Raw genomic sequence first — 20,134 nt, 5'->3', positions numbered from 1 at the left:
CGATCGACCGCAGACCTGCCGCGCATGACCACCGCCACCTCCACCTACGACGCCCTCGACGCCTGGGTCGATGCCCACTTCGACGAAGAGGTGCGCTTCCTGCAGGCCCTCGTGCAGGTGCCCACCGACACACCACCCGGCAACAACGCACCGCATGCCGAACGCACGGCGCAGTTGCTCGCCGGCTTCGGCTACCAGGCTGAGTCACACCCCGTTCCAGCCGACGAAGTGCACGCTTACGGTCTGCAAAGCCTCACCAACCTGATCGTGCGCCGTCGCTACAGCGACAGCGGCCGCACCGTGGCGCTCAATGCCCACGGCGACGTCGTGCCTCCTGGCGAAGGCTGGACGCACGACCCCTACGGCGGCGAAGTGGTCGACGGCAAGCTCTACGGCCGCGCCTCCGCCGTGAGCAAGAGCGACTTCGCCACCTTCACCTTCGCCTTGCGAGCGCTGGACGCCTTGGTCGCCAAGGGACAGGCACAGCCCCAAGGTGGGGTTGAACTGCACTTCACCTACGACGAAGAGTTCGGGGGTGAACTGGGACCCGGCTGGCTGCTCAAGCAAGGCTTGACCAAGCCTGACCTGCTGATCGCAGCCGGCTTCAGCCACGAGGTGGTGACCGCCCACAACGGCTGCCTGCAGATGGAAGTCACCGTGCATGGCGAGATGGCCCACGCCGCCATCCCCCACACCGGGGTCGATGCCCTGCAGGGCGCGGTGCGCATCCTCAACGCGCTCTACGAGCAGAACACGCTCTACAAACAGGTCACCTCCACGGTGCCAGGCATCACGCACCCCTACCTGAACGTCGGCCGCATCGAAGGCGGCACCAACACCAACGTCGTGCCTGGCAAAGTGGTGCTCAAGCTCGATCGCCGCATGATCCCCGAAGAAGACCCGGTGGTGGTCGAGGCCGACATCCGCCGCGTGATCGCCGACGCCGCGGCCAGCTTCCCCGGCATCCGCGTCGACATCAAGCGCCTGCTGCTGGCGCATTCGCTGCAACCGCTGCCGGGCAACGCCCCGCTGGTCAGCGCGCTGCAAAAGCATGGCGAAGCCATCTTCGGCGAGCCCCTGCCCACCAAGGGCACCCCGCTCTACACCGACGTGCGGCTGTACTGCGCCCAAGGCATCCCCGCCGTGATCTATGGCGCCGGGCCGCGCACGGTGCGCGAGTCGAACGCCAAGCGCGCCGACGAGCACCTCGTGCTGGACGATCTGCGCAAGGCCACCAAGGTCGTGGCGCGCAGCCTGCTTGACTTGCTGAGCAACTGATCGAGCCATCGGCACAGGCCTTGCGAGTCAACGCCCATGCAATGCCTTGTCATCTGGGCCCACCCCGACCCCAGCAGCTACAACGCCGCCCTGTGCGAGGCCGCCGTCGCGGCCCTGCGCAGCCGGGGCCACCAGGTCACCTTGCTTGACCTGTACCGCGAGGGCTTCGACCCGGTGCTCAGCCCGACCGAAAAGGCCAGCTAAGGCCGCAGAGAAGGTCGCCATGGACCGCGCCAAGGTACTAGAGAAGGCCCAAGCTACGCGGGCAGCCAACAGGGCCAAGAAGGCCGCTGAGGCCGCCGCTGTGGAGTCGAGTGGGGTAACCGCTGGGGCAGCACATGCGCCGCCTTGGGAAGGCCCTGAGGAGGCTCCTGGCGCGTTCTACACGGACGACTCCTGCCCCTGGGACTGAGCCCGGGGCGGGCTGACGGGTTCTCCTTCAGGAGCACCTGTCTTTTTTTGTCCTGCTGTTGAGCAGCTACCATCGCGCCCCAGAACAACACACGGAGGACCCGACGATGAACGCCGACAAAGCCGCAGGTGGTGCGGCAATGCTGACCTTGATGGCAATCCCCTCGCTGCTGATTTGCGGGGGTCTCTACCTGGGCACCCAAGCCCTAGGGCTGCCCGGTGGGCTGGCACTGGCTGGCCTCCTGACGCTCATTCCTTCGCGTGACCCGGCGCTGGCCGTCATTGGCAAGGCCCTGGGGGCGCTGGCGGTGATGGGCGTGCTCACCTGGATGTTCGCCTGACACCCTCGCTTGGTCCTCATCCCTGAATTCCAGGGACAAGCGTCAACCGCGAGAAGGCATCGGCGGACGAACTCCAAAGACCACCTGAGCAGCCACCGCCAACTTATCCGGCAAGGGCAGCTCCTCCATGATGTAGCTGTCCCGCACGACCTTCGACCGCCCCTCTTCTGCGTGGCCCGTGATGGGCTCAAAGCGCAACCCCAGGCGGGCCGCTTCGGTGATGAACGTTTTCCTGAAGGCATAGATGCCCGTGAGCTTTGCCCCGGGGGTCTCATCCCGCAGGCCAACCTCCTCTAGGAAGTCCGAGAACCAATCCCGAGGCTTCCGCGTGCCATTGCCTCGCGGGCCTCTGCTGCGGCGGCCTGGTGCCTCTCGCGCAGCATCGGGAGCAGCTCATACAGGGGCACCTCAGGGCGGCCCGCCACGACGTAATCGACCACCTCTTGTTGCCCCCGAGGGGTGAGCCATCGCGGCATGGTGGCTGGCCTGAAGGGCGGAGGCGGCGGGTCCTCGTAGCGGCCTATCGCCTGTTTCTGAGGATGCCCGTATGCAGACGGAGGTCCGCACTCAATTTGGTAGGCAGCATGGCGCGCGTGCTCCTGCGCTTGCCACCACTGAGCCAGCGAGGATGCCAAGGCGCTTGGGTCCTCACGCAGCCGCTCATCCTCGGCCAGCACCAGCACGCGGAGTTGCTGAGCAATTGCTGCGACCAGAACAGGAGGCACGTCCTCGGGATTGGTCACCCGCAAGGCTGCGCGATAGGTGGCCCACAGGGCCTCCAGTTCAGCGAGCATCTGCACCGCTATGGCATTGGCCTCACGCAGGCAGGAGGTCTTCAGCGAGCCTCTAAAGCCCCACTCATCGCCTTGGATTGCCGGGTGGTCCAGTAGGTCGGTCGGCACCTTCTTTTGGAGATGCCACTTGCTGGTGTTGGGTGGGCGGTGGACGCCCTGGATAGGCTTCATGTCGGGTTCGTCAGATGTCATCCCGAACCCTCAGGTACAAAGCGAAGTACATAGCCACAAAGAAAAATCCCCTAGGAGAACACGTCTGCCTAGGGGATCTTGAATGCGGTGGGGTGGCTGATGGGACTCGAACCCACGACAACCAGAATCACAATCTGGGACTCTACCAACTGAGCTACAGCCACCGCAGCGAAGACATAAATTATAGCCTGCTTTTCAAGGCTGTCACGAAGCGCTTGCGGCTTTTTGTTGTTCAGGCGCCTTGTCCATCACCTTCTTGCCTTCGTGCAGGAACTCGACCTTGTGCTGGCGCTTGAGCGCGCGGTAGTAGGCATCGGCCTCGGCGCGCCCCCAGTAGCCACCAAACTGGTTCTGCGTTTCCTTGATTTCCTGCTCGGAAATCGACAGCGGCAGCACCTTGTTGACCTTGATCAGGGCCACGCCCTCGGCGCCCATGTCCACCACCGACCAGCCTGGCAGCTGGTTGGCGGGCACACGCAGGGCGGCCTCCAGCACCATCGGCGGCTGGTTGAACACGGTGCGACGCGACATTTCAACCGGCGCGGGCAGGCCCGACTTCTCAGGGGACTGCTTCCACTCGGCCATCTTGCGCTCGGCATCGGCCTTGGCGGCCTTGCGGGCCTCTTGCGCCACCCAACGGTCGCGCAGCTCGGCCTTGACCTCGTCAAATGCACGGTTTGCCGCAGCGTGATGCTTGACCACGCGCGCCGACACCAGCTTGTTCGTGCCCACTTCAATGGCCTCGGTGTTGCGGGCCTTGGCGCGGTTTTCAGCGTCGAACAGGGCATCGAGCAGGCGACGGTTGCCCAGCACGCCCTGGTCCTTGGTGCCCGGCTCGCGCAGCACGTCGCGCGCGGTCTGCACGCTGAGCTTGAGCTCGTCGGCCACCGGCTTGAGGCTGTCTGCCTGCTCGTAAACACCGTTGGTGAAGCGCTCGGCGGCCTCGGCGTACTGGCGCTGGGCCAGTTGCTTGCGGGCTTCGTCTTCGATCTGGGCGCGCACGGCCTCAAAGGACTGTGCCTGGCCACCGCGCACATCGGTCAGCAAGATGATGTGGTAGCCGAACTCGGTTTCGACGATGCCGCTGACCTCGCCCTTCTTGAGCTTGAACGCCGTCTCGTCAAAGGCCTTGACCATGGCTCCGCGGCCAAAGAAGTCGAGGTCGCCACCGGCCACGGCCGAGCCCGGGTCATCGGAGTTCTTGCGTGCCAACTCGGCAAACAAGGAAGGGTTCTGCTTGAGCTGGGCCAGCAGGCCTTCGGCCTTGGTGCGGGCAGCCTTCTTCTGGTCGGCCGAGGCACCGGATTCGGTCTTGATCAGGATGTGGCTGGCACGGCGCTCTTCGGGGGTGCTGTAGCGGGCCAGGTTCTCCTGGTAGCTGCGGCGCAGTTCTTCTTCGCTGACGCTCACGCGCTGCTTGAGGGCATCCAGGTCGAGCACCAGGTACTCGACGTCGGCGCGCTCGGGCGAAGCCAGCCAGGCGGCGTTGGCAGGGTCCTTGTAGAAAGCCTGCAACTGGGCATCCGTCGGGTTGAGCTGGGCGGCGTAGGCCTTGGGGTCGAGCTTCATCCACTGCACTTCGCGAACCTGGAACAAGGCGTCCACGGCGTGGCGGTTGGCGGTCAGCGAGGTCTGGCCGGTGGCCTGCACACTGCCCAGCACCTGGCCCAGCACCAGCTCCTGGCGAACCATGCCTTCGAGGCGCTGCATGGTCAGGCCCTGGGCTTCCAGCAGCTGCTTGTTGAAGGTGCCGTCCGGGTTGAACAGGGCGGCGAAGCGCGGATCGGTGGTGAAACTGCGCAGCAGGCGGGCGTCGGTCACGCCCAGGTGCTGATCGGCGGCCGCAGCGGCCAGCACGTACTGGCGCACCAGGGCTTCGAGCGACTGCTTGCGGAACTCGGGGGTGTCAAACAGCTTGGGGTCGACACCCGGCTGCTGCTCGCGCACGCGGTCCACGAAATTGCGGTGAGCGTTGTCCCACTCGGCCTGCGTGATCGATTGCTTGCCCACCTTGGCAACGATGTCGGCCTCGTCCCCGAAGCGCGAATAGCCCTGGATGCCGAAGACCACGAAGGACGGCAGGATGAGGATCACCAGGATGAGCTGGAGGATGCGGGTGTTCTTGCGGACGAAATCGAACATGACGGAACCGGGCAAGGCGTCAGCCACAAGGGCTGCGCGGGACGGCCGAGGCCAATGGAACAAAGGCGAACCCAGGTTCGCCTTGATGTGACACGCAGCCCAAAAACCTTTCGAAATCAACAACTTGCATGAATTGCAAGGTGCTCATCGGCGGGTTTGGACAGGGTGCGCGGCCATTCTAACCACGAATCTCCGCCCCCCTTGGGAGCCCCGTTGCAGGAAAACCCGGTCGATTTGCCACGGGCGTGTCATCCGAAGCCCCCCATGCCGCGTTAAGCAAAGTGAAGGGGGACCAAGGAATGCCCCGTCAAGGACCGAGATGCCCAAATCCACCCCCCAGCCCCGCGTGGGCGAAACCAGCCGCAACCTGCCGTCGCCCGCGCTGTTGGCAGCACGGCCGCTGCAAGCCACCGCCGGCAAACCTGCCGTCAACCTGCGCGATGCGCGCTCTCGTGACGAATGCCACTGCGACGACGGCCCCGAGCGCCTATCGCCTCGCGCCGCCCGCAACCGCTGGTGAGCCACGCGCCCTGGACGGCCGCGCCAGGGCAACAAAAAAGCACGCCATCTGGGCGTGCTTGCGTGTCAGTTGTCGGGGTGGTGGGTGCTGAGGGGCTCGAACCCCCGACCTACGCCTTGTAAGGGCGCCGCTCTACCAACTGAGCTAAGCACCCGACAACGGGCGCCATCATAAGTCATGCAGAGCCCAGGCCTCAGGAAAGCGCGTCGCGCAAAGCCTTGCCGGGACGGAATTTGGGCGTGCGCGACTTGCGTATCTGGATGACCGCGCCCGTGCGGGGGTTGCGCCCCTCCCGGGCGGCACGGGTGCTCACGGCAAAGGTGCCAAAGCCCGCCAGGGTCACAGAGTCTCCGCGCTGCAAAGTGCCGCACACCCCACCGATGAATGCGTCAACGGCCCGGCCAGCCGCCGCTTTGGAGATGTCCGCCTGCGTGGCGATGTGTTCGATGAGCTCTGCCTTGTTCACTTGCGGTCCCCTGACGTCCAACGCACCTTGCTGTCGACCATTCTAGGAGCCGTGAACCGGACCGCGACAGGGGGATCGGACGGGGACTTGTTCCCTTGACAGCGCGCCAGAGCCCCTGCGTCGATCACTTCACTTTGTCGCGGATGGCGGGCAGCGCCTTTTGCAGGTAATAAACCATCGACCAGATGGTCAGTGCGCAGGCGATGTAGATCAGCCAGGTGCCCAGGAGGCGGGTGTGCACGCCAGGCAGCACCTCACCATCGAACAGCAGCAGCACGATGGCAGCCATCTGGGATGCAGTCTTGAGCTTGCCCAGCATGTGCACGGCCACGCTGCGCGAGGCACCGATCGAGGCCATCCACTCGCGCAGGGCCGAGATCGCGATCTCCCGGCCGATGATGATCAGCGCCACCAGCGCTTCGACCCGATGCAGCTCCAGGAGCACCAGCAGAGAGGCGCAAACCAGGAACTTGTCGGCCACCGGGTCAAGGAAGGCACCGAAAGCGGAGGTCTGGTTCAGGCGCCGGGCCAACCAGCCGTCCAGCCAGTCGGTCAGGGCCACCACGATGAACAGCACGCTGGCAGCGAGGTTGACCTCGTGCGGCGGCCAGGGCATGTAGAACAGGCCAACGATCAGCGGGATGGCGACGATGCGCGCCCAGGTCAGCAAGGTGGGGAGGTTCAGGAACATATGCGGCCATTGTGCCGTGATCCGATCAGCTCCCTGCCCGGTCCAGCGTCATCGGTTTGAACTTGCGGTCTTCCTTGAACAGGAAGGTCTCGTTGAACTTCCAGGGTTTGGGCAGTTTTGACACGTCGCCATAGGGGGCTGCACGGTGGATGGCCTGGGTCGCCAACTGCACCGTGTCCTTGGCCTGGCTGGGGTGTCGCATGACGCTGATCTGGCGCACGCTGCCGTCCGCGTTGAGCTCGATCGTCATGACCGGGATGGCCAGCAACATGAAGGGCGGCTTGCCCATGTAGCTGCCGTCCGGGTTGGCCGCCACCAGCCGTTCAGCGGCCTGGCGGCGCAAGTCGGCCCAGTTGCGCGAGGCCCGAGGGGGAGGCAGCTTGACGACACGCGGCGCCTTGGACACCTGAGTCGCCCCGCCCGTCGGGTCAGCTGCCTGGCTCGGGCGCTCGGCAGGTGCCGGGCCTTGTGCCGGCTTTTCGGGCGACGGCGCGGTGCAGGCGGCCAGGCTCAGGCTCAGCACCAGCGCCAAGCCCGTCAGGCGGCGGCGTCGCTGCGCCCAGCTCACAGCGGAGACACGAAGGCAGGAATCGTCAGTGGAGCGCACGGTAGATCTCCTCGGCCAGCTCTTGCGAGATGCCGTCGACGCTGGCCAGTTCGTCGACGCTCGCTGCACCCACCCCCCGCACACCGCCGAAGCGTTGCAGCAAGCGAGCGCGCTTCTTGGGGCCGACGCCAGGGATCTCCTCCAGGCTGCTGCCGCCGGTGCGCACACTGGCGCGCTTGGCCCGCATGCCGGTGATGGCAAAGCGGTGGGCTTCGTCACGGATCTGGGCAACCAGCATCAGCGCGGCCGACGTGGGTGCCAATTGCAATTTCGGCCGTCCGTCGGCAAACACAAGCTCTTCGAGGCCAACCTTGCGGCCTTCGCCCTTTTCGACGCCCACGATGATCGACAACGGCAGGCCGAGTTGCTCGAAAACCTCGCGCGCCATCGACACCTGCCCCTTGCCACCGTCGATCAGGACGATGTCGGGCACGCGAGCGGAGCGCGAAGGGGCCGCTTTAGAGCGGTTCGGGGAGACGGCGCTGTAGCGACGCTCCAGGGCCTGCTTCATGGCAGCGTAGTCGTCCCCCGGGGTGATGCCGTCGATGTTATAGCGGCGGTACTGTGAGGACTGCATCTTGTGGCCCTCGTAGACCACGCAGGACGCCTGGGTGGCTTCGCCCGCTGTGTGGCTGATGTCGAAGCACTCGATGCGCAGGCCTGCCAGCGGGTCTTTGGCGCGCGCGGGCGTTGCTTGGGCGCTGGCCGTTTCGACTGCATCGCCGGCCTCTGTCGCAGCGCCCTCGCCCGCGACCTCGGCCTGCGTTGCCGCCCCGCCCTCGCCTTCCTCCAGGCCCGCCTCGCGCGCATCCAGGTCCAAACCGGCGTCGAGGTCGAGGTTGAGCGCTTCGACCAAGGCACGCGTGCGGGCCTGCTGGGAGCCCTCCTCGCTCAGCAGGCGAGCCAGGGACAGCTCTGCGCCCTTGACGGCCATCTCCTGCCAGATGCGGCGCTGCTCGCGCGGCTGGTGCACCACGGCCACCTTGCGCCCGGCCTGCTCGCTCAAGGCGTCAACCAACTCCGGGTCAACCGGGTGGCTGAGGATGAGCAGCGAAGGCAAAGCGCCGCCCAGATAATGCTGCGCCAGGAAGGCCTCAAGCACCGCCACCTCGGTGGCCTGCTGCCAGGCCTGGGCGTCCAGGGGCTGCTCGCCCGATTCGAGCTCGGCCAGGCTGGCGTGGTCTTGCACGTGCACCGGGAAATGCGCCCGATCGCCCAGGTGACGACCGCCACGCACCATGGCCAGGTTCACGCACGCGCGGCCACCTTGCACCCTCACGGCCAGCACGTCCACGTCCTTGTCGCTGACGGTTTCGACCGACTGTTGGTGCAGCACCTTGGCAAGCGAGCCGATCTGGTTGCGGATCTCGGCAGCCTGTTCGTACTCAAGCCGCTCAGCGTGATCCATCATCCGCACCTGCAGATCGGCCATCACGCCCTCGGCTTCGCCCAACAGGAAGCGCTCGGCCTGTCCCACGGACGCGCGGTATTCGTCGTCCGAGACCAGCCCCACGCACGGGCCGCTGCAGCGCTTGATCTGGTAGAGCAAACAGGGGCGCGAGCGGTTGTTGTAGACCGTGTCGTCACAGGTGCGGATGAGGAAGACCTTCTGCAAAAGCTGGATGGTTTCCTTGACCGCCCAGGCGTTCGGGAAGGGGCCGTAGTAGCGGTGCCGCCGATCGACCGCGCCCCGGTAGTACGACATGCGCGGGAAGGCGTGCGAAGCGATCTTGAGATACGGGTAGCTTTTGTCGTCGCGGAACAGGATGTTGAACCGCGGCTTGAGCGTCTTGATGAGGTTGTTTTCGAGCAGCAGGGCCTCGGCCTCGCTGCGCACGACCGTGGTTTCCATGCGCACGATGCGCGAAACCATGTGCCCGATGCGCGAGCCACCATGGTTCTTGTGGAAGTAGCTGGAGACACGCTTTTTGAGGTCGCGGGCCTTGCCCACGTACAGCACCTCGCCACGTGCGTCGAAATAGCGGTAGACCCCGGGCAGCGAGGGCAGGCTGGCAACCTCGGCGAGCAGGCGCTCCCAGGTTTCTTCTTTGCTCGGCTCGGCAGGCGGCTGCTCACCCGCCTGGGCAACCGAGGCCAGGCGCGGCTGCGGCTGGCCATCGGTCTGGTCGTTCTCGGCATCCATGGTCATGGCCCGGATTGTCTGCCAAGGAACGCCACCCGGCCGCTGGCGATAATCCCGCCCATGCTTTGGGATGTGTTCTGTCGCGTGATCGACAACTTCGGTGACATCGGCGTGTGCTGGCGGCTCTCGGCCGACCTGGCGGCGCGTGGCCAGCACGTGCGCCTGTGGGTGGACGATGCTGCCGCGCTGAACTGGATGGCGCCAGAAGTGACCTGGTCACTGGACGAAACCGGACGCGAGGTGGGCGCAGGGCACCCTGGCATCACCGTGCACCGCTGGGCCCACGCCGAGTGCGCAGAGCTCGTGCCCGAGCCGGGCGACGTCGTGGTCGAGGCCTTCGGTTGCGATCCCCCTGAGCCCTTCCTGGCACGCATGAACCGCCCCTCGCCGCCAGCCTGGATCAACCTGGAATACCTCAGCGCCCAAGCGTACGTGGAGCGCAGCCATGGCCTGCAGTCGCCCGTGTTCAGCGGCCCGGCAGCAGGTTTGCGCAAGCACTTCTTCTACCCCGGCTTCACGCCACGCACCGGCGGCCTGCTGCGAGAAGCCGACCTGGCCGACCGCCAGCGCGCCTTCACCGAAGAGGCCCGACTGGCGTGGTTGCGACACCTGGGCGTGCCCGCGACCAGCGACTGTCGCCTGGTGTCGGTGTTCTGCTACGCGACGGCACCGTTGGGCGAGTGGCTGGGCGCGATGGCCGAAGAGGCCCTGTCACACGCGAGTGCAACCCGCGTTTTGCTGACGCCTGGCCACGCCACCCGGCTGGCCCAGGCATGGCTGACCACCGCGAGCAGCGCGCATCAGAAGGCTTTGATCCTTCACGAGCTCCCCGCTCTGCCCCAGCCCGAGTTCGACAAGCTGCTTTGGGCCTGCCACCTCAACATCGTCAGGGGCGAGGACTCTGCGGTGAGGGCCCTGTGGGCCGGGAAACCTCACATCTGGCACATCTACCCTCAGGACGACGGGGTGCACGCGGACAAGCTCGCGGCCTTCCTCGACCACTGGCTCCAGGACACTGGAGGGCCACTTTCTTCGGCCTTGCGCGCCGCATGGCAGCATTTCAACCGGCTGCCCACAGGGCCGTCTGAAAGCGACGAGGTAGCGACCGGTTCAGCGCTTTTGTGTGGCGAGTCAAGCCCTCCCCCACCCCTGCCCGACTGGCGCCAAGCAGACAGCGACTGGGCCCGAGCCAGCCGGGCGGCACGCCAGCGCGCCTGGTCACAAACCGACCTCGTGACGCAATTGCAGGCCTTCGCTGCCCCATTCGTCACCAGCTCAGGGTAAAATCCGGGGTTTTGCCGCCTGCACGAGGGTGGCGCTCCGAGTCAACCGAATCGACAGTTGAGAACCGACCAGATCGGGCATCCACCATGAAACTCGCACAAGAAATCCGCGCCGGCAACGTGATCATGCAGGGCAAGGACCCGATGGTCGTCCTCAAGACCGAATACAGCCGCGGCGGCCGTGGCGCTGCCACCGTCCGCATGAAGATGAAGAACCTGCTCAACGGCGCCGGCGCCGAAGTGGTCTTCAAGGCCGACGACAAGATGGACCAGATCATCCTCGAGAAGAAGGAGTGCACCTACTCCTACTTCGCCGACCCGATGTACGCCTTCATGGACGCCGAATACAACCAGTTCGAGGTCGAAGCCGAGAACATGGGCGACGCCATCAGCTACCTGCAAGACGCCATGCCCGTTGAAGTGGTGTTCTACGACGGTCGCGCCATCTCCGTTGAACTGCCGACCTCCGTCGTGCGCGAAATCGAGACCGAGCCCGCCGTCAAGGGCGACACCTCCGGCAAGGTCATGAAGCCCGCCCGCATCGTCGGCACCGGCTTCGAGATCGCTGTGCCCCTGTTCGTTGAATCGGGCGACAAGATCGAAATCGACACCCGCACCCACGAGTACAAGAAGCGCGTCTGATCCGTCAGCTGGCTTCGCCCACCTCGGGCACCAGAAAGGGACACCCATGGGTGTCCTTTTTTTGTGTCACGCTGTGCGCTCGCAGCCCTGAGAGCCTGCCCCGCCGTTCGCCATGTCTCGCCCCGCCCGCATCCCCCTGCCCACCCGAGATGGCGTGAGCGCCAGCACGGTGGCCACGCCGAGTGGGCCTTGGCCAGGCGTGCTCGACTTCCTGGCCGATCGCATCCCGGCGGTCACGCGTGAGGATTGGGCACAACGCATGGCACGTGGCGAGGTGCTCGACGCACAAGGGCAGCCCTTGCCACCCGACGCCCCGTTCAAGCCCCAGACACGCCTGCACTATTGGCGCAGCCTGCCCTTCGAGCACCGGGTTCCGTTCGAAGAATGCATCGTCTTTCAGGACGAGTGGCTGGTGGTGGCCGACAAGCCGCATTTCCTGCCCGTGACACCCAAGGGGCGCTACATCCAGGAAACGCTGCTCGTGCGCCTGAAGCGCCGCACCGGCATCGACACCCTGGTGCCCATGCACCGCATCGACCGCGAGACAGCAGGGCTGGTGGTCTTCACGATCCAGCCACACACGCGCCACGCTTACCAAAGCCTGCTTCGAGACCACCAGATAGAGAAGGGCTACGAAGCCATCGCGCCTTGGCGGCCGGACCTCGACTGGCCTGTGCGCCGCCTCAGTCGCCTGCAAGAAAGCGAAGCCCACTTCATGGCCATGCAAGAGGTGCCTGGCGAGCCCAATGCGGACACCTTGATCGAGCCCCTCGATTTGCTCGGTCATGGCGACGACAGCCCGCGCTGGGCCCGCTACCGGCTCACGCCACGCACAGGCCAGAAGCACCAGCTGCGCGCGCACCTGTGTGCCCTGGGCATGCCGATCGCCAACGACCAGATCTACCCCACGCTGCAACCCGCATTGGCGGCAGATCAGGCGCCAGACTTTTCGCAGCCCCTGCAGCTGCTGGCGCGCTCACTTCGCTTCACGGATCCGATCACGGGCCAGCAACGCGAGTTTCACAGCCAGCGCAGCCTGAGCCAGGATGCGATCACACCAGGCGCGACTCAGGCCCCGCCGCCGACAGCGCCTGCTCGACCGCGTCCCGGCGACGCTTGAACGCAAGCACCACCACACCGATCGACGCCAGGCCGGCCACGCCCAGGGCCACCCAGGCCGCCGTGGGCACGCTCTGGCTGGCAGCCTGCAGGCCCGTTTGCACAGGCAGCTTCACGCTGATCACGCCAATGGGCTGGCCGACTTTGTAGCCGAACCCACCGCCGCCGTTGAACTGCTGGTTGGTTCGCAGGAAGTCCGGTGCGCTCTCAGGTGTGTCGTGACAACGAAGGCAGCTCTTCTGTGCGATCACGGCACGCGCGTAAAGCAGCTGGCCGCCCTGCACCTTCCAGTATTCATTGGGCGAGGCCTTCAGCCCCATGTGACTGCCGCCGAGCGGCCCCGACTTGGAAAAGGCCTCGGCACCATGCTCCTTGAAAGCTTTTTGCAGTGCGTCGAGCGCCTCGACCTCGAACGGATTGGGTGCGTTGTTGCGGTTGAGCACGGTGCGCGCCGTCATGCGGTACTGCGCCTGGCTGTTGGTGGCCATCAGCACATCGGCCACCTCGCGCTGAATGAGCGCCGGGTTCTTCCAGTAGTAGGTCTCGATGCGCGCCATGGCCTCGCGCTCGCCCTGACGCTGTTCGGCCTTGGCGCCATTGAGCAGCGTGGCGTCGCCATCGCCGCCTGCGTACACGTTGCGCGTCAGAAAGCTGCCAGGCAACGCTGCACCAGCACACCGACGAGCCCCACCAGGGCCAGGCCAGACGAAAAACCGGAAGATTGACGAGACATCGGATTCCTTGAATGGGGAGATCAGTTGAACGATCAGGCCTGGCGTCGCGCCATGGCTTCGCCCATGCGGATGGCACGTTCGGTCTGCCAGTCGGGCATGAAGGACAAAGGCCCCTTGGGGAACAGCATCACGACGGTCGAGCCCAGCAGGAAGCGGCCCATCTCGTCACCTTGCTTGAACTCGATGACCTGATCGTGATATGTCCACTCGCGCACATGCCCAGGGCGCGGCGGATTCACCACACCGTGCCAGGTCGTGGCCATGCTGCCGACGACGGTGGCGCCCACCAGCGTGAGCACCATGGGGCCATGTGGCGTCTCGAACACGCAGACCACGCGCTCGTTGCGCGCGAACAGGCCGGGCACGCCCCGAGCCGTCGCAGGGTTCACCGAGAACAGCTCGCCGGGCACGTGGATCATGCGCGTGAGGCGCCCGTCACACGGCATGTGGATGCGGTGGTAGTCCTTGGGACTGAGGTAGAGCGTGGCGAAGTGGCCGTTCTCGAACTGGGCTGCCAAGGTGCGGTCGCCCCCGACCAGCGCGGTGGTCGAATAGCTGTGGCCCTTGGCCTGGAAGACCTGGTCGCGGTCAATCGGGCCCAACTGGCTGATGGCGCCGTCCACGGGCGACACCCAGTCGGCCTTCGCCAGGGGGCGCGCGCCGGCCTTGAGGGGCCGCGTGAAGAACTCGTTGAAGCTCGGGTAAGCCGCAGGATCGGGTTGCGCGGCCTCGGCCATGTTGACGCCGTAGCGTCCGATGAACCAGCGGATGAAGGCGGTGGTCAAGGCGCCTCCGCGGAGCGAGGCACCAAAGCCCGCCAACGAGGTCAGCGCCTTCTTGGGCAGCACATGCTGCATGAGCACGAAGAGACGTTCAGACACAAATTCTTTCAGCAATGCACAGATAACATTCGAATTGTAGGACCCACCCTCGGCGTTGCATCAGGCGAAAATCCGACGCACACCCCCTCAGTTCCGGTCCCACCCCCTCAAGCTCGGAGTCCCCATGCGCATCGCATCGCTCCAGCGCCGCCTGCTTGGCAGCCTGGCCCTCGCCTTCGCTTTCATCAGCCCCTGTGCGCAAGCCACTGAAAAATTCGTCTTCCTGACCGACTGGTTCGCACAGGCCGAGCACGGCGGCTTCTACCAGGCGCAGGCACAGGGCCTCTACAAGCAAGCCGGCCTGGACGTCACCATCCGCATGGGCGGCCCACAGGTCAACCTGGTGCAATTGCTGGCGGCTGGTCAGGCCGACTGCATCATGGGCTTCGACGTGCAGACCATGAAAGCCTGGGAGCAAGGCGTGCAGGCCGTCACCGTCGCGGCCTTCGCTCAGAAGGACCCGCTGGTGCTGATTGCCCACCCTGACGTGCAGCGCGTCGAAGACCTCAAAGACCGCACGCTGCTGATCGGCCAGGTCGGCCAGGTCACCTACTGGCCCTGGCTGAAGGCCCGCCACGGCTTCACCGATGCACAGGTGCGCCCCTACACCTTCAACATCCAACCCTTCCTGGCCGACAAGCGCATCGCCCAACAGGGCTACCTGACCTCCGAGCCTTACAGCATCGAAAAAGCGTCAGGCATCAAGCCCAAGGTCTTCCTGATGGCCGACCAGGGCTGGCCGCCTTACGCCGGCTCCGTCGTGTGCCTGCAGCGCACCATCGAGCAGCGCCCGCAAGCGGTCACGGCCTTCCTCAAGGCCTCGGCCGAAGGCTGGAAGCGTTACCTGCAGGGTGACCCCAAAGCGGCCAACGCCCTCATCAAGCGCGACAACCCCAACATGACGGACGACGTCATCGCGCAGTCCATCGCGCTGATCAAATCGCACGGCATCGTGCTCGGTGGCGACGCCGCTTCGCAAGGCATCGGCACCATCACCGACGAGCGCATGAAGCGCACCTTCGACATGCTGGTGCAGCACAAGCTGATCGACCCGGCCAAGGTGGACGTGCGCAAGACCTACACCACCCGCCTCATCCGCCAGGTGCAGGTCAAGCCTTGAGCGCCCCGTTCGCGGTCGAGTTGCGGCAGGTCGGCTTGCGCCACGCTGGTGGCCTGCAGGCGCTCGACCAGGTGAGCCTGCAGATCGCCCAGGGCGAGTTCCTGTGCCTGGTCGGCCCATCAGGCTGCGGCAAAAGCTCGCTGCTCAAGCTCATCTCAGGACTGTGGCAGCCCAGCTCGGGTCAAGTCAGCGTGGCAGGGCAAGACCCCCGACAGGCGGGAGCTCGCCAACAGCTGTCCTTCGTCTTCCAGGACCCAACCCTGATGCCCTGGGCCAGCGTCGCAGACAACGTCGGGCTGCCGCTCAAGCTCGCTGGGGTGCCTGCCCACGAACGCTCAGAACGGGTCGCTGCGGCCGTGCACCTGGTGGGCTTGGAGGCTTTTGCGCAGGCCCTGCCTCACGAGCTGTCAGGCGGCATGCAGATGCGGGTGTCCATCGCGCGAGGCTTGATCACGCAGCCGGCCATCCTGTTGCTCGACGAGCCCTTCGGGGCGCTCGACGAGATCACCCGTCACAAGCTGGACGACGAGTTGCTGTCGATCTGGGCACAAGGCGGGCTCACCGTGGTCTTCGTGACCCACAGCCTGGCCGAAGCGGCCTACCTGGGTACGCGGGCCTGCGTCATGGGCTCCCGCCCTGGGCGGATCGTGTTCGAAGACAGTGCCCAACAGCCCTGGCCCCGGCCAGAGCATCATCGCACCAGCGTCGATTTCAATCAGCGTCTGCGCGCCCTGCAAAGCGCTCTGGCCGAGGTCAGCGTGAAGGATCCGGTGGCTTCGGTGAACGCCGCGTCGCCCCGGCAAGGCAAGCTGCGAAATGGTCGGTGACACCATGAGCCAGACGCCTTCGGGCACACATCCAAGCTCTGCGGCCAAGCCGCAACTCGCATCGCGCCTGGTGCGGGCCATGCCTTGGCTCGTGGCGATCCTGCTCGTGTTGATCTGGCAGGTTTGGGTCACCCTCGCCGAGGTGCCCGCCTACCTGGTGCCCGCCCCCAGCGAGATCGCTCGCAAGCTCCTGGCTGACTGGCACTTGCTGGCCCCCGCTTGGTGGACCACGTTGAAGGTGACCGCGTTGGCCCTGCTGTGCGCGATCGTCCTGGGTTCGCTCACCGCCTTTGTGTTCGTGCAAAGCCGCTGGATCGAAGCAGCCTTCTTTCCGTATGCGGTGCTGCTGCAGGTCACGCCCATCGTGGCCATCGCGCCGCTGATCATCATCTGGGTTCAGGACGCGACCTGGTCGCTGGTGATCTGCGCGACGCTGGTGGCGCTGTTCCCCGTCATCGCCAACACCACGCAAGGGCTGCGCAGCGTGTCGCCAGGCCTGCTGGCCTACTTCGAGCTGCGCGGTGCCTCTCGGTGGCAAACGCTGTGGCAGCTGCGCGTGCCATCTGCCCTGCCCCATGTGTTCACAGGCTGGCGCATCGCCGGTGGGCTGGCGCTGATCGGCGCGGTGGTGGCCGAGTTCGTGGCCGGCACAGGAGGCACAGCCTCAGGCCTGGCGTACCAGATCCTGCAATCGGGCTATCAGCTCGACATCCCGCGCATGTTCGCGGCGCTGGTGCTGATCTCGGTCACCGGCATCGCGATGTTTGCCTTGATCACGGCGCTGGGGCGACGTGTGCTGGGGCGCTGGCACGAGAGCGAAAAACCGGGCCATCCTCGCTGAGCCGCTGGTTGAAAACACACCGGGCCTCGCTGGGGACCTTTGGCCCAGGCACCGCGCGCTTCAATCCTTCCAAAGCTGCTGCCAGCCAGCCTTGCCCAGTCGCTCGAGCGTGCGGATGTTCTCTTCGTAGATCGAGTCCGCCTCGGGAAAGGCTTCCACCGCGCGGTCCAGGCTGGCCTCTCGGATGAGGTGCAGCGTCGGGTGTGGTGATCGGTTGCTCAGGTTGCCGAGGTCATCGGCATCGGTGCCAGCGAACTGGTATTGCGGATGAAAGCTCGCGATCTGCAACTCGCCCTCCAGGCCCATGTCGGCCAACACCGCATCGGCCACGTCCAGGAAGTCGTTGTAATCGAGGAAGTCCTGCAGCACGCCAGGATGCATCAGCAAGGTCGTGTCGACCTCCTCAGGGTCGGCATCGCGCAGGAAGGCCAGCTCATCGGCCAGGTCCTGGGCCAGGGCTTCTGGTGTCTGGGCGTCTGACACGCGCCAGCGGATCTGCCCTTTGACGTGCACGCCCTTGGCGAACGGACACAGGTTCAAGCCGATGACGGCTTTCTCCAGCCAGCGGCGGGTATCGTGGATGATGGCGTCATGGTCGATCTGCATGCCCGCATTGTCGCCGAGTCGACTGATGGGCTGGGCGAGACCTCGACCAGAACGCGCCATCTGCCTTCGCCCACCATGACCCAGCTCCAACTGCCCGACACCGCCACCGCCGTCACCTCGCTGCGAGACCTCGGATCGCGTTTTCCGCGCGCCGGACGCATCGAGGCCATCCACCTGCGCCCCGCGCGGCTGGCGCCCGTTCGCACGGTGGACGTGGCGGAGTTGATCGCCGACCGTGGCTTGGTGGGTGACCGCAGCGCCGCTCGCGCACCCAGTCGCCCAGGCGGCGGCAAACGCCAGGTCACGCTGATCCAGGCGGAACACCTGCCCGTGATCGCAGCGCTGAGTGGGCTCGCGCAAGTCGATGCCGCCGACCTGCGCCGCAACCTGGTCATCTCGGGCCTGAACCTCGTGGCCGCACGCAGCCTGTTCAAGGACCAGCGCCTGGTGCTGCACCTGGGCGACGACGCCGTGCTCGAGCTCACCGGCCCCTGCGACCCGTGCTCACGCATGGAAGCGCTGCTGGGTCCGGGCGGCCACAACGCCATGCGCGGCCATGGCGGCATGACGGCACGGGTGTTGCAAGGTGGGGCCATCCGCGTGGGCGATGCCGTGCGTTGCACGCCATGGCCCGCCTGAGCCCCAGATAAACTGCGCCCGCGCCCGCGCTGAAGCGAGCGCCCAACCCCACACCCCATGAGCTGGCACGGCCAACTGACCCTGAATTACCGCCTCGACGGCGAACGCACCACCGCCCTCGACAGGCACCATGGCCCGCTGCGCGTGCTGCAACGCCTATACCCGGAGTCCGAGCGCGTCTGTCACCACGTGCTCGTGCACCCACCCGGCGGCATCGTCGGCGGCGACGTGCTCGACATCGACCTGCGCATGCAGCCCGGCAGCCACGCCCTGATCACCACACCCGGTGCCACGCGCTTTTACAAGAGCGCGCAAGCCGAAGCGCGTCAAAGCCTCGTGGCCAAGCTTGAGCCGGGCGCCCGCCTGGAGTGGCTGCCACTGGAGGCCATCGCCTACCGGGGCTGCCAGGCCGTCAACGCCATGCGCTTCGAACTGGCCGACGGCGCCGAGATGATCGGCTGGGACGTGCTGGCCCTGGGCCTGCCCGCCGCCAGCGAATCGTTCTCGGACCCGGCCTTCGCCCACGGCCGCTACACGCAGGAGATCGAGCTGCCCGGCGTGTGGCTCGAGCGCGGCACCGTGCGGGCCACCGACACGCACCTGCTCGACAGCCCCTTGGGCTGGGCGGGCAAGCGCGTCATGGCCACGGTGTGGTTCGCTGCAGGCCAGCCCCTGACACGCGCGCGCCGCGAGGCACTGCTCGAAGCCGCACGCGCCCAAGCCGATGACAGCGCACTGTCCTTGAGCGCCGGCAGCACCAGCCCACACGAGCACGTCGTGCTGATGCGCGTGCTGGCCGATCGGGTCGAACCCGCCATGGCCTTGCTGACCCAGGTGTGGGCCAGTTGGCGCCGAACCGCCTGGGGCATCGAACCATGTCCACCTCGGGTCTGGCGCACATGAGCTGCAAGCACGGGCCCCATGGGCGGCCTGAGGGCCCCATCAGGGCAACCCGCCACACTCCCACAGCCCGCCCGCCAGGTCCATTTCGATTCTAGGGAGGCGACCGGCCCCAGGCGCAAAGCGAACTATCATCGCGCGAGAACACACACATCGCGCGACCGGGCGGCCAGGGAGGCCGGTGCCTCAGGGCAGACACCGCGCTCGACGCAATAAAAGCCAAAACCAGGAGTCCGCCATGAAGGTCTTGCTCATCGACGACCACCCCCTGATCCTGTCCGCGCTGCGCACGGTGATCCAAGGCCTGGGTGACCACGTCCACGTTGCCACCGCTGACAGCGCCCGCGCCGCCCGCGACACCCTGCGCCAGGACCCGAGCCACGACCTCGTGCTGCTGGACCTGCAACTCGGCGATGCCGATGGCTTTGACCTGCTCGCCGACTTGCGCTCGCTCTACCCTGCTTTGCCCGTCGTGGTGGTCTCGGCCTCCGACCGCACCAGCGACGTCATCCGCGCCATCGACATGGGCGCCATGGGCTTCGTGCCCAAGCGGGCCAGCAACGACACCTTGCTCGAGGCACTGGAGCAGGTCATCTCCGGTGGCGTCTATGTGCCACCCATGAGCATGGGCGCCGACTTCCAGCCCACGCTCAACCACGCCTCGCCCTTGAGGCAGGTTCAGCAGGCCGCGCAAACCTCCGACTACCAACAGACCGCGCCCAGCCTGCGCCAGCTGGGACTGACCGCCCGCCAGACCGACGTGCTCAACCTGCTGCTCAAGGGGCAGCCGAACAAGCTGATCGCCCGTGAACTGGGCCTGTCGGTCGAAACCGTCAAAGACCACGTCGCTGCGGTGCTGCGCACGCTGGGCGTGAGCTCGCGCACCCAGGCCGTCATCGCGGTCAGCCAGATCCTGCAAAAGCAGTCAGGCGCTCCGGCCTGGTCGGCCCACTGAAC

General features: G+C 66.1%; 22 protein-coding genes and 2 tRNA genes. 13 read left to right on the top strand and 11 right to left on the bottom strand.

The window, feature by feature from the left end; all coding sequences use genetic code 11:
- The first annotated feature begins 24 nt into the window (after window positions 1-24).
- From ABG80_RS11325 to ABG80_RS11320, 3 genes are all read left to right on the top strand, one after another.
- Window positions 25-1,278: a M20 family metallopeptidase gene (locus ABG80_RS11325; protein ID WP_058087766.1), complete on the top strand. Its 1,254-nt coding sequence runs from the start codon at window positions 25-27 to the stop codon at window positions 1,276-1,278.
- 36 nt (window positions 1,279-1,314) lie between these two features.
- Window positions 1,315-1,482: an NAD(P)H-dependent oxidoreductase gene (locus ABG80_RS21450; protein ID WP_083506028.1), complete on the top strand. Its 168-nt coding sequence runs from the start codon at window positions 1,315-1,317 to the stop codon at window positions 1,480-1,482.
- Between the two features lie 314 nt (window positions 1,483-1,796).
- The gene (locus ABG80_RS11320) at window positions 1,797-2,030 is read left to right on the top strand and encodes a hypothetical protein (protein ID WP_058087765.1); all 234 of its coding nucleotides are present in this window, start codon (window positions 1,797-1,799) and stop codon (window positions 2,028-2,030) included.
- Between the two features lie 293 nt (window positions 2,031-2,323).
- Here ABG80_RS11320 and ABG80_RS11315 read toward each other — a convergent pair whose 3' ends face one another.
- The 3 genes from ABG80_RS11315 to ABG80_RS11305 form a co-directional block, all read right to left on the bottom strand.
- Complete coding sequence (locus ABG80_RS11315; RefSeq protein ID WP_058087764.1) at window positions 2,324-2,995, bottom strand: DUF6538 domain-containing protein; 672 nt, start codon at window positions 2,993-2,995, stop codon at window positions 2,324-2,326.
- A gap of 109 nt (window positions 2,996-3,104) precedes the next feature.
- Window positions 3,105-3,180: transfer RNA gene (locus tag ABG80_RS11310), tRNA-His, on the bottom strand.
- A 40-nt stretch (window positions 3,181-3,220) separates the two neighbouring features.
- Window positions 3,221-5,158 (bottom strand): SurA N-terminal domain-containing protein, encoded by a 1,938-nt coding sequence (locus ABG80_RS11305; RefSeq protein ID WP_083506027.1) that lies wholly within the window; start codon window positions 5,156-5,158, stop codon window positions 3,221-3,223.
- 319 nt (window positions 5,159-5,477) lie between these two features.
- Between ABG80_RS11305 and ABG80_RS11300 the strand changes: the two genes are divergently transcribed.
- Window positions 5,478-5,678, top strand: coding sequence for a hypothetical protein (locus tag ABG80_RS11300; RefSeq protein ID WP_058087763.1), 201 nt, complete (start codon window positions 5,478-5,480; stop codon window positions 5,676-5,678).
- Window positions 5,679-5,756: 78 nt separating this feature from the next.
- Here ABG80_RS11300 and ABG80_RS11295 read toward each other — a convergent pair.
- From ABG80_RS11295 to uvrC, 5 genes are all read right to left on the bottom strand, one after another.
- Window positions 5,757-5,832, bottom strand: a tRNA-Val gene (locus ABG80_RS11295).
- Window positions 5,833-5,871: 39 nt separating this feature from the next.
- Window positions 5,872-6,144 (bottom strand): HU family DNA-binding protein, encoded by a 273-nt coding sequence (locus tag ABG80_RS11290; protein WP_058087762.1) that lies wholly within the window; start codon window positions 6,142-6,144, stop codon window positions 5,872-5,874.
- A 124-nt stretch (window positions 6,145-6,268) separates the two neighbouring features.
- The gene (pgsA, locus tag ABG80_RS11285; RefSeq protein WP_058087761.1) at window positions 6,269-6,835 is read right to left on the bottom strand and encodes a CDP-diacylglycerol--glycerol-3-phosphate 3-phosphatidyltransferase; all 567 of its coding nucleotides are present in this window, start codon (window positions 6,833-6,835) and stop codon (window positions 6,269-6,271) included.
- Between the two features lie 25 nt (window positions 6,836-6,860).
- On the bottom strand, window positions 6,861-7,442 hold the full coding sequence (locus ABG80_RS11280; RefSeq protein ID WP_235513829.1) for a hypothetical protein: 582 nt from the start codon (window positions 7,440-7,442) through the stop codon (window positions 6,861-6,863).
- Window positions 7,429-9,591, bottom strand: a complete 2,163-nt coding sequence (gene uvrC, locus ABG80_RS11275; protein WP_235513828.1) for an excinuclease ABC subunit UvrC — start codon at window positions 9,589-9,591, stop codon at window positions 7,429-7,431. Before uvrC ends, ABG80_RS11280 begins: the two co-directional genes overlap by 14 nt.
- A 54-nt stretch (window positions 9,592-9,645) precedes the next feature.
- Between uvrC and earP the strand changes: the two genes are divergently transcribed.
- The 3 genes from earP to ABG80_RS11260 all read left to right on the top strand — a co-directional run bounded on the left by earP (window position 9,646) and on the right by ABG80_RS11260 (window position 12,630).
- Window positions 9,646-10,869 (top strand): elongation factor P maturation arginine rhamnosyltransferase EarP, encoded by a 1,224-nt coding sequence (gene earP / locus ABG80_RS11270; RefSeq protein WP_058087760.1) that lies wholly within the window; start codon window positions 9,646-9,648, stop codon window positions 10,867-10,869.
- Between the two features lie 86 nt (window positions 10,870-10,955).
- Window positions 10,956-11,510, top strand: a complete 555-nt coding sequence (efp, locus tag ABG80_RS11265) for an elongation factor P (protein WP_058087759.1) — start codon at window positions 10,956-10,958, stop codon at window positions 11,508-11,510.
- Between the two features lie 112 nt (window positions 11,511-11,622).
- On the top strand, window positions 11,623-12,630 hold the full coding sequence (locus ABG80_RS11260; RefSeq protein ID WP_058087758.1) for a pseudouridine synthase: 1,008 nt from the start codon (window positions 11,623-11,625) through the stop codon (window positions 12,628-12,630).
- On the opposite strand, the gene ABG80_RS11255 is transcribed toward ABG80_RS11260, so the two are convergent.
- Together ABG80_RS11255 and asd are read right to left on the bottom strand one after the other, a co-directional pair.
- Window positions 12,563-13,291 carry a Tll0287-like domain-containing protein gene (locus tag ABG80_RS11255; protein WP_058087757.1) on the bottom strand — a complete coding sequence of 243 codons (729 nt, stop codon included), beginning with the start codon at window positions 13,289-13,291 and terminating at the stop codon, window positions 12,563-12,565. The two genes, ABG80_RS11260 and ABG80_RS11255, sit on opposite strands and share 68 nt — an antisense overlap.
- Before the next feature lie 104 nt (window positions 13,292-13,395).
- On the bottom strand, window positions 13,396-14,244 hold the full coding sequence (gene asd / locus ABG80_RS11250) for an archaetidylserine decarboxylase (protein ID WP_058087787.1): 849 nt from the start codon (window positions 14,242-14,244) through the stop codon (window positions 13,396-13,398).
- Between the two features lie 130 nt (window positions 14,245-14,374).
- Between asd and ABG80_RS11245 the strand changes: the two genes are divergently transcribed.
- The 3 genes from ABG80_RS11245 (at window position 14,375) to ABG80_RS11235 (ending at window position 17,032) form a co-directional block, all read left to right on the top strand.
- Window positions 14,375-15,364 (top strand): ABC transporter substrate-binding protein, encoded by a 990-nt coding sequence (locus ABG80_RS11245; RefSeq protein ID WP_407638750.1) that lies wholly within the window; start codon window positions 14,375-14,377, stop codon window positions 15,362-15,364.
- Window positions 15,361-16,191 carry an ABC transporter ATP-binding protein gene (locus tag ABG80_RS11240; RefSeq protein ID WP_058087755.1) on the top strand — a complete coding sequence of 277 codons (831 nt, stop codon included), beginning with the start codon at window positions 15,361-15,363 and terminating at the stop codon, window positions 16,189-16,191. The genes ABG80_RS11245 and ABG80_RS11240 overlap by 4 nt, the downstream gene beginning before the upstream one ends.
- A gap of 79 nt (window positions 16,192-16,270) precedes the next feature.
- Window positions 16,271-17,032: an ABC transporter permease gene (locus ABG80_RS11235; protein WP_058087786.1), complete on the top strand. Its 762-nt coding sequence runs from the start codon at window positions 16,271-16,273 to the stop codon at window positions 17,030-17,032.
- A 60-nt stretch (window positions 17,033-17,092) separates the two neighbouring features.
- On the opposite strand, the gene ABG80_RS11230 is transcribed toward ABG80_RS11235, so the two are convergent.
- A complete protein-coding gene (locus ABG80_RS11230) occupies window positions 17,093-17,638 on the bottom strand; it encodes a DUF1415 domain-containing protein (protein ID WP_058087785.1) in 546 nt (181 codons plus the stop codon).
- Between the two features lie 75 nt (window positions 17,639-17,713).
- Here ABG80_RS11230 and ABG80_RS11225 point away from each other — a divergent pair, with 75 nt between their 5' ends.
- From ABG80_RS11225 to ABG80_RS11215, 3 genes are all read left to right on the top strand, one after another.
- Window positions 17,714-18,277 carry an MOSC domain-containing protein gene (locus ABG80_RS11225; RefSeq protein ID WP_058087754.1) on the top strand — a complete coding sequence of 188 codons (564 nt, stop codon included), beginning with the start codon at window positions 17,714-17,716 and terminating at the stop codon, window positions 18,275-18,277.
- A 57-nt stretch (window positions 18,278-18,334) separates the two neighbouring features.
- Window positions 18,335-19,180, top strand: coding sequence for an urease accessory protein UreD (locus ABG80_RS11220; RefSeq protein ID WP_058087753.1), 846 nt, complete (start codon window positions 18,335-18,337; stop codon window positions 19,178-19,180).
- 235 nt (window positions 19,181-19,415) lie between these two features.
- Window positions 19,416-20,132 (top strand): response regulator, encoded by a 717-nt coding sequence (locus ABG80_RS11215; RefSeq protein ID WP_058087752.1) that lies wholly within the window; start codon window positions 19,416-19,418, stop codon window positions 20,130-20,132.
- Window positions 20,133-20,134 lie beyond the last annotated feature (2 nt).

This window comes from Aquabacterium parvum, from assembly GCF_001447195.1.
Taxonomy (GTDB): Bacteria; Pseudomonadota; Gammaproteobacteria; order Burkholderiales; family Burkholderiaceae_C; genus Aquabacterium; species Aquabacterium parvum.
This window is presented reverse-complemented; position numbering and strand designations above follow the sequence as displayed.

Excerpts from the sequence above, each read along its gene's own strand:
- ABG80_RS11260 (WP_058087758.1), top strand. The coding sequence starts at position 11,623 with ATGTCTCGCCCCGCCCGCATCCCCCTGCCCACCCGAGATGGCGTGAGC.
- earP (WP_058087760.1), top strand. The coding sequence starts at position 9,646 with ATGCTTTGGGATGTGTTCTGTCGCGTGATCGACAACTTCGGTGACATC.
- pgsA (WP_058087761.1), bottom strand. The coding sequence starts at position 6,835 with ATGTTCCTGAACCTCCCCACCTTGCTGACCTGGGCGCGCATCGTCGCC.
- ABG80_RS11300 (WP_058087763.1), top strand. The coding sequence starts at position 5,478 with ATGCCCAAATCCACCCCCCAGCCCCGCGTGGGCGAAACCAGCCGCAAC.
- ABG80_RS11320 (WP_058087765.1), top strand. The coding sequence starts at position 1,797 with ATGAACGCCGACAAAGCCGCAGGTGGTGCGGCAATGCTGACCTTGATG.
- ABG80_RS11305 (WP_083506027.1), bottom strand. The coding sequence starts at position 5,158 with ATGTTCGATTTCGTCCGCAAGAACACCCGCATCCTCCAGCTCATCCTG.
- ABG80_RS11230 (WP_058087785.1), bottom strand. The coding sequence starts at position 17,638 with ATGCAGATCGACCATGACGCCATCATCCACGATACCCGCCGCTGGCTG.
- efp (WP_058087759.1), top strand. The coding sequence starts at position 10,956 with ATGAAACTCGCACAAGAAATCCGCGCCGGCAACGTGATCATGCAGGGC.
- uvrC (WP_235513828.1), bottom strand. The coding sequence starts at position 9,591 with ATGACCATGGATGCCGAGAACGACCAGACCGATGGCCAGCCGCAGCCG.
- ABG80_RS11315 (WP_058087764.1), bottom strand. The coding sequence starts at position 2,995 with ATGAAGCCTATCCAGGGCGTCCACCGCCCACCCAACACCAGCAAGTGG.
- ABG80_RS11235 (WP_058087786.1), top strand. The coding sequence starts at position 16,271 with ATGCCTTGGCTCGTGGCGATCCTGCTCGTGTTGATCTGGCAGGTTTGG.
- ABG80_RS11325 (WP_058087766.1), top strand. The coding sequence starts at position 25 with ATGACCACCGCCACCTCCACCTACGACGCCCTCGACGCCTGGGTCGAT.
- ABG80_RS11215 (WP_058087752.1), top strand. The coding sequence starts at position 19,416 with ATGAAGGTCTTGCTCATCGACGACCACCCCCTGATCCTGTCCGCGCTG.
- ABG80_RS11220 (WP_058087753.1), top strand. The coding sequence starts at position 18,335 with ATGAGCTGGCACGGCCAACTGACCCTGAATTACCGCCTCGACGGCGAA.
- ABG80_RS11225 (WP_058087754.1), top strand. The coding sequence starts at position 17,714 with ATGACCCAGCTCCAACTGCCCGACACCGCCACCGCCGTCACCTCGCTG.
- ABG80_RS21450 (WP_083506028.1), top strand. The coding sequence starts at position 1,315 with ATGCAATGCCTTGTCATCTGGGCCCACCCCGACCCCAGCAGCTACAAC.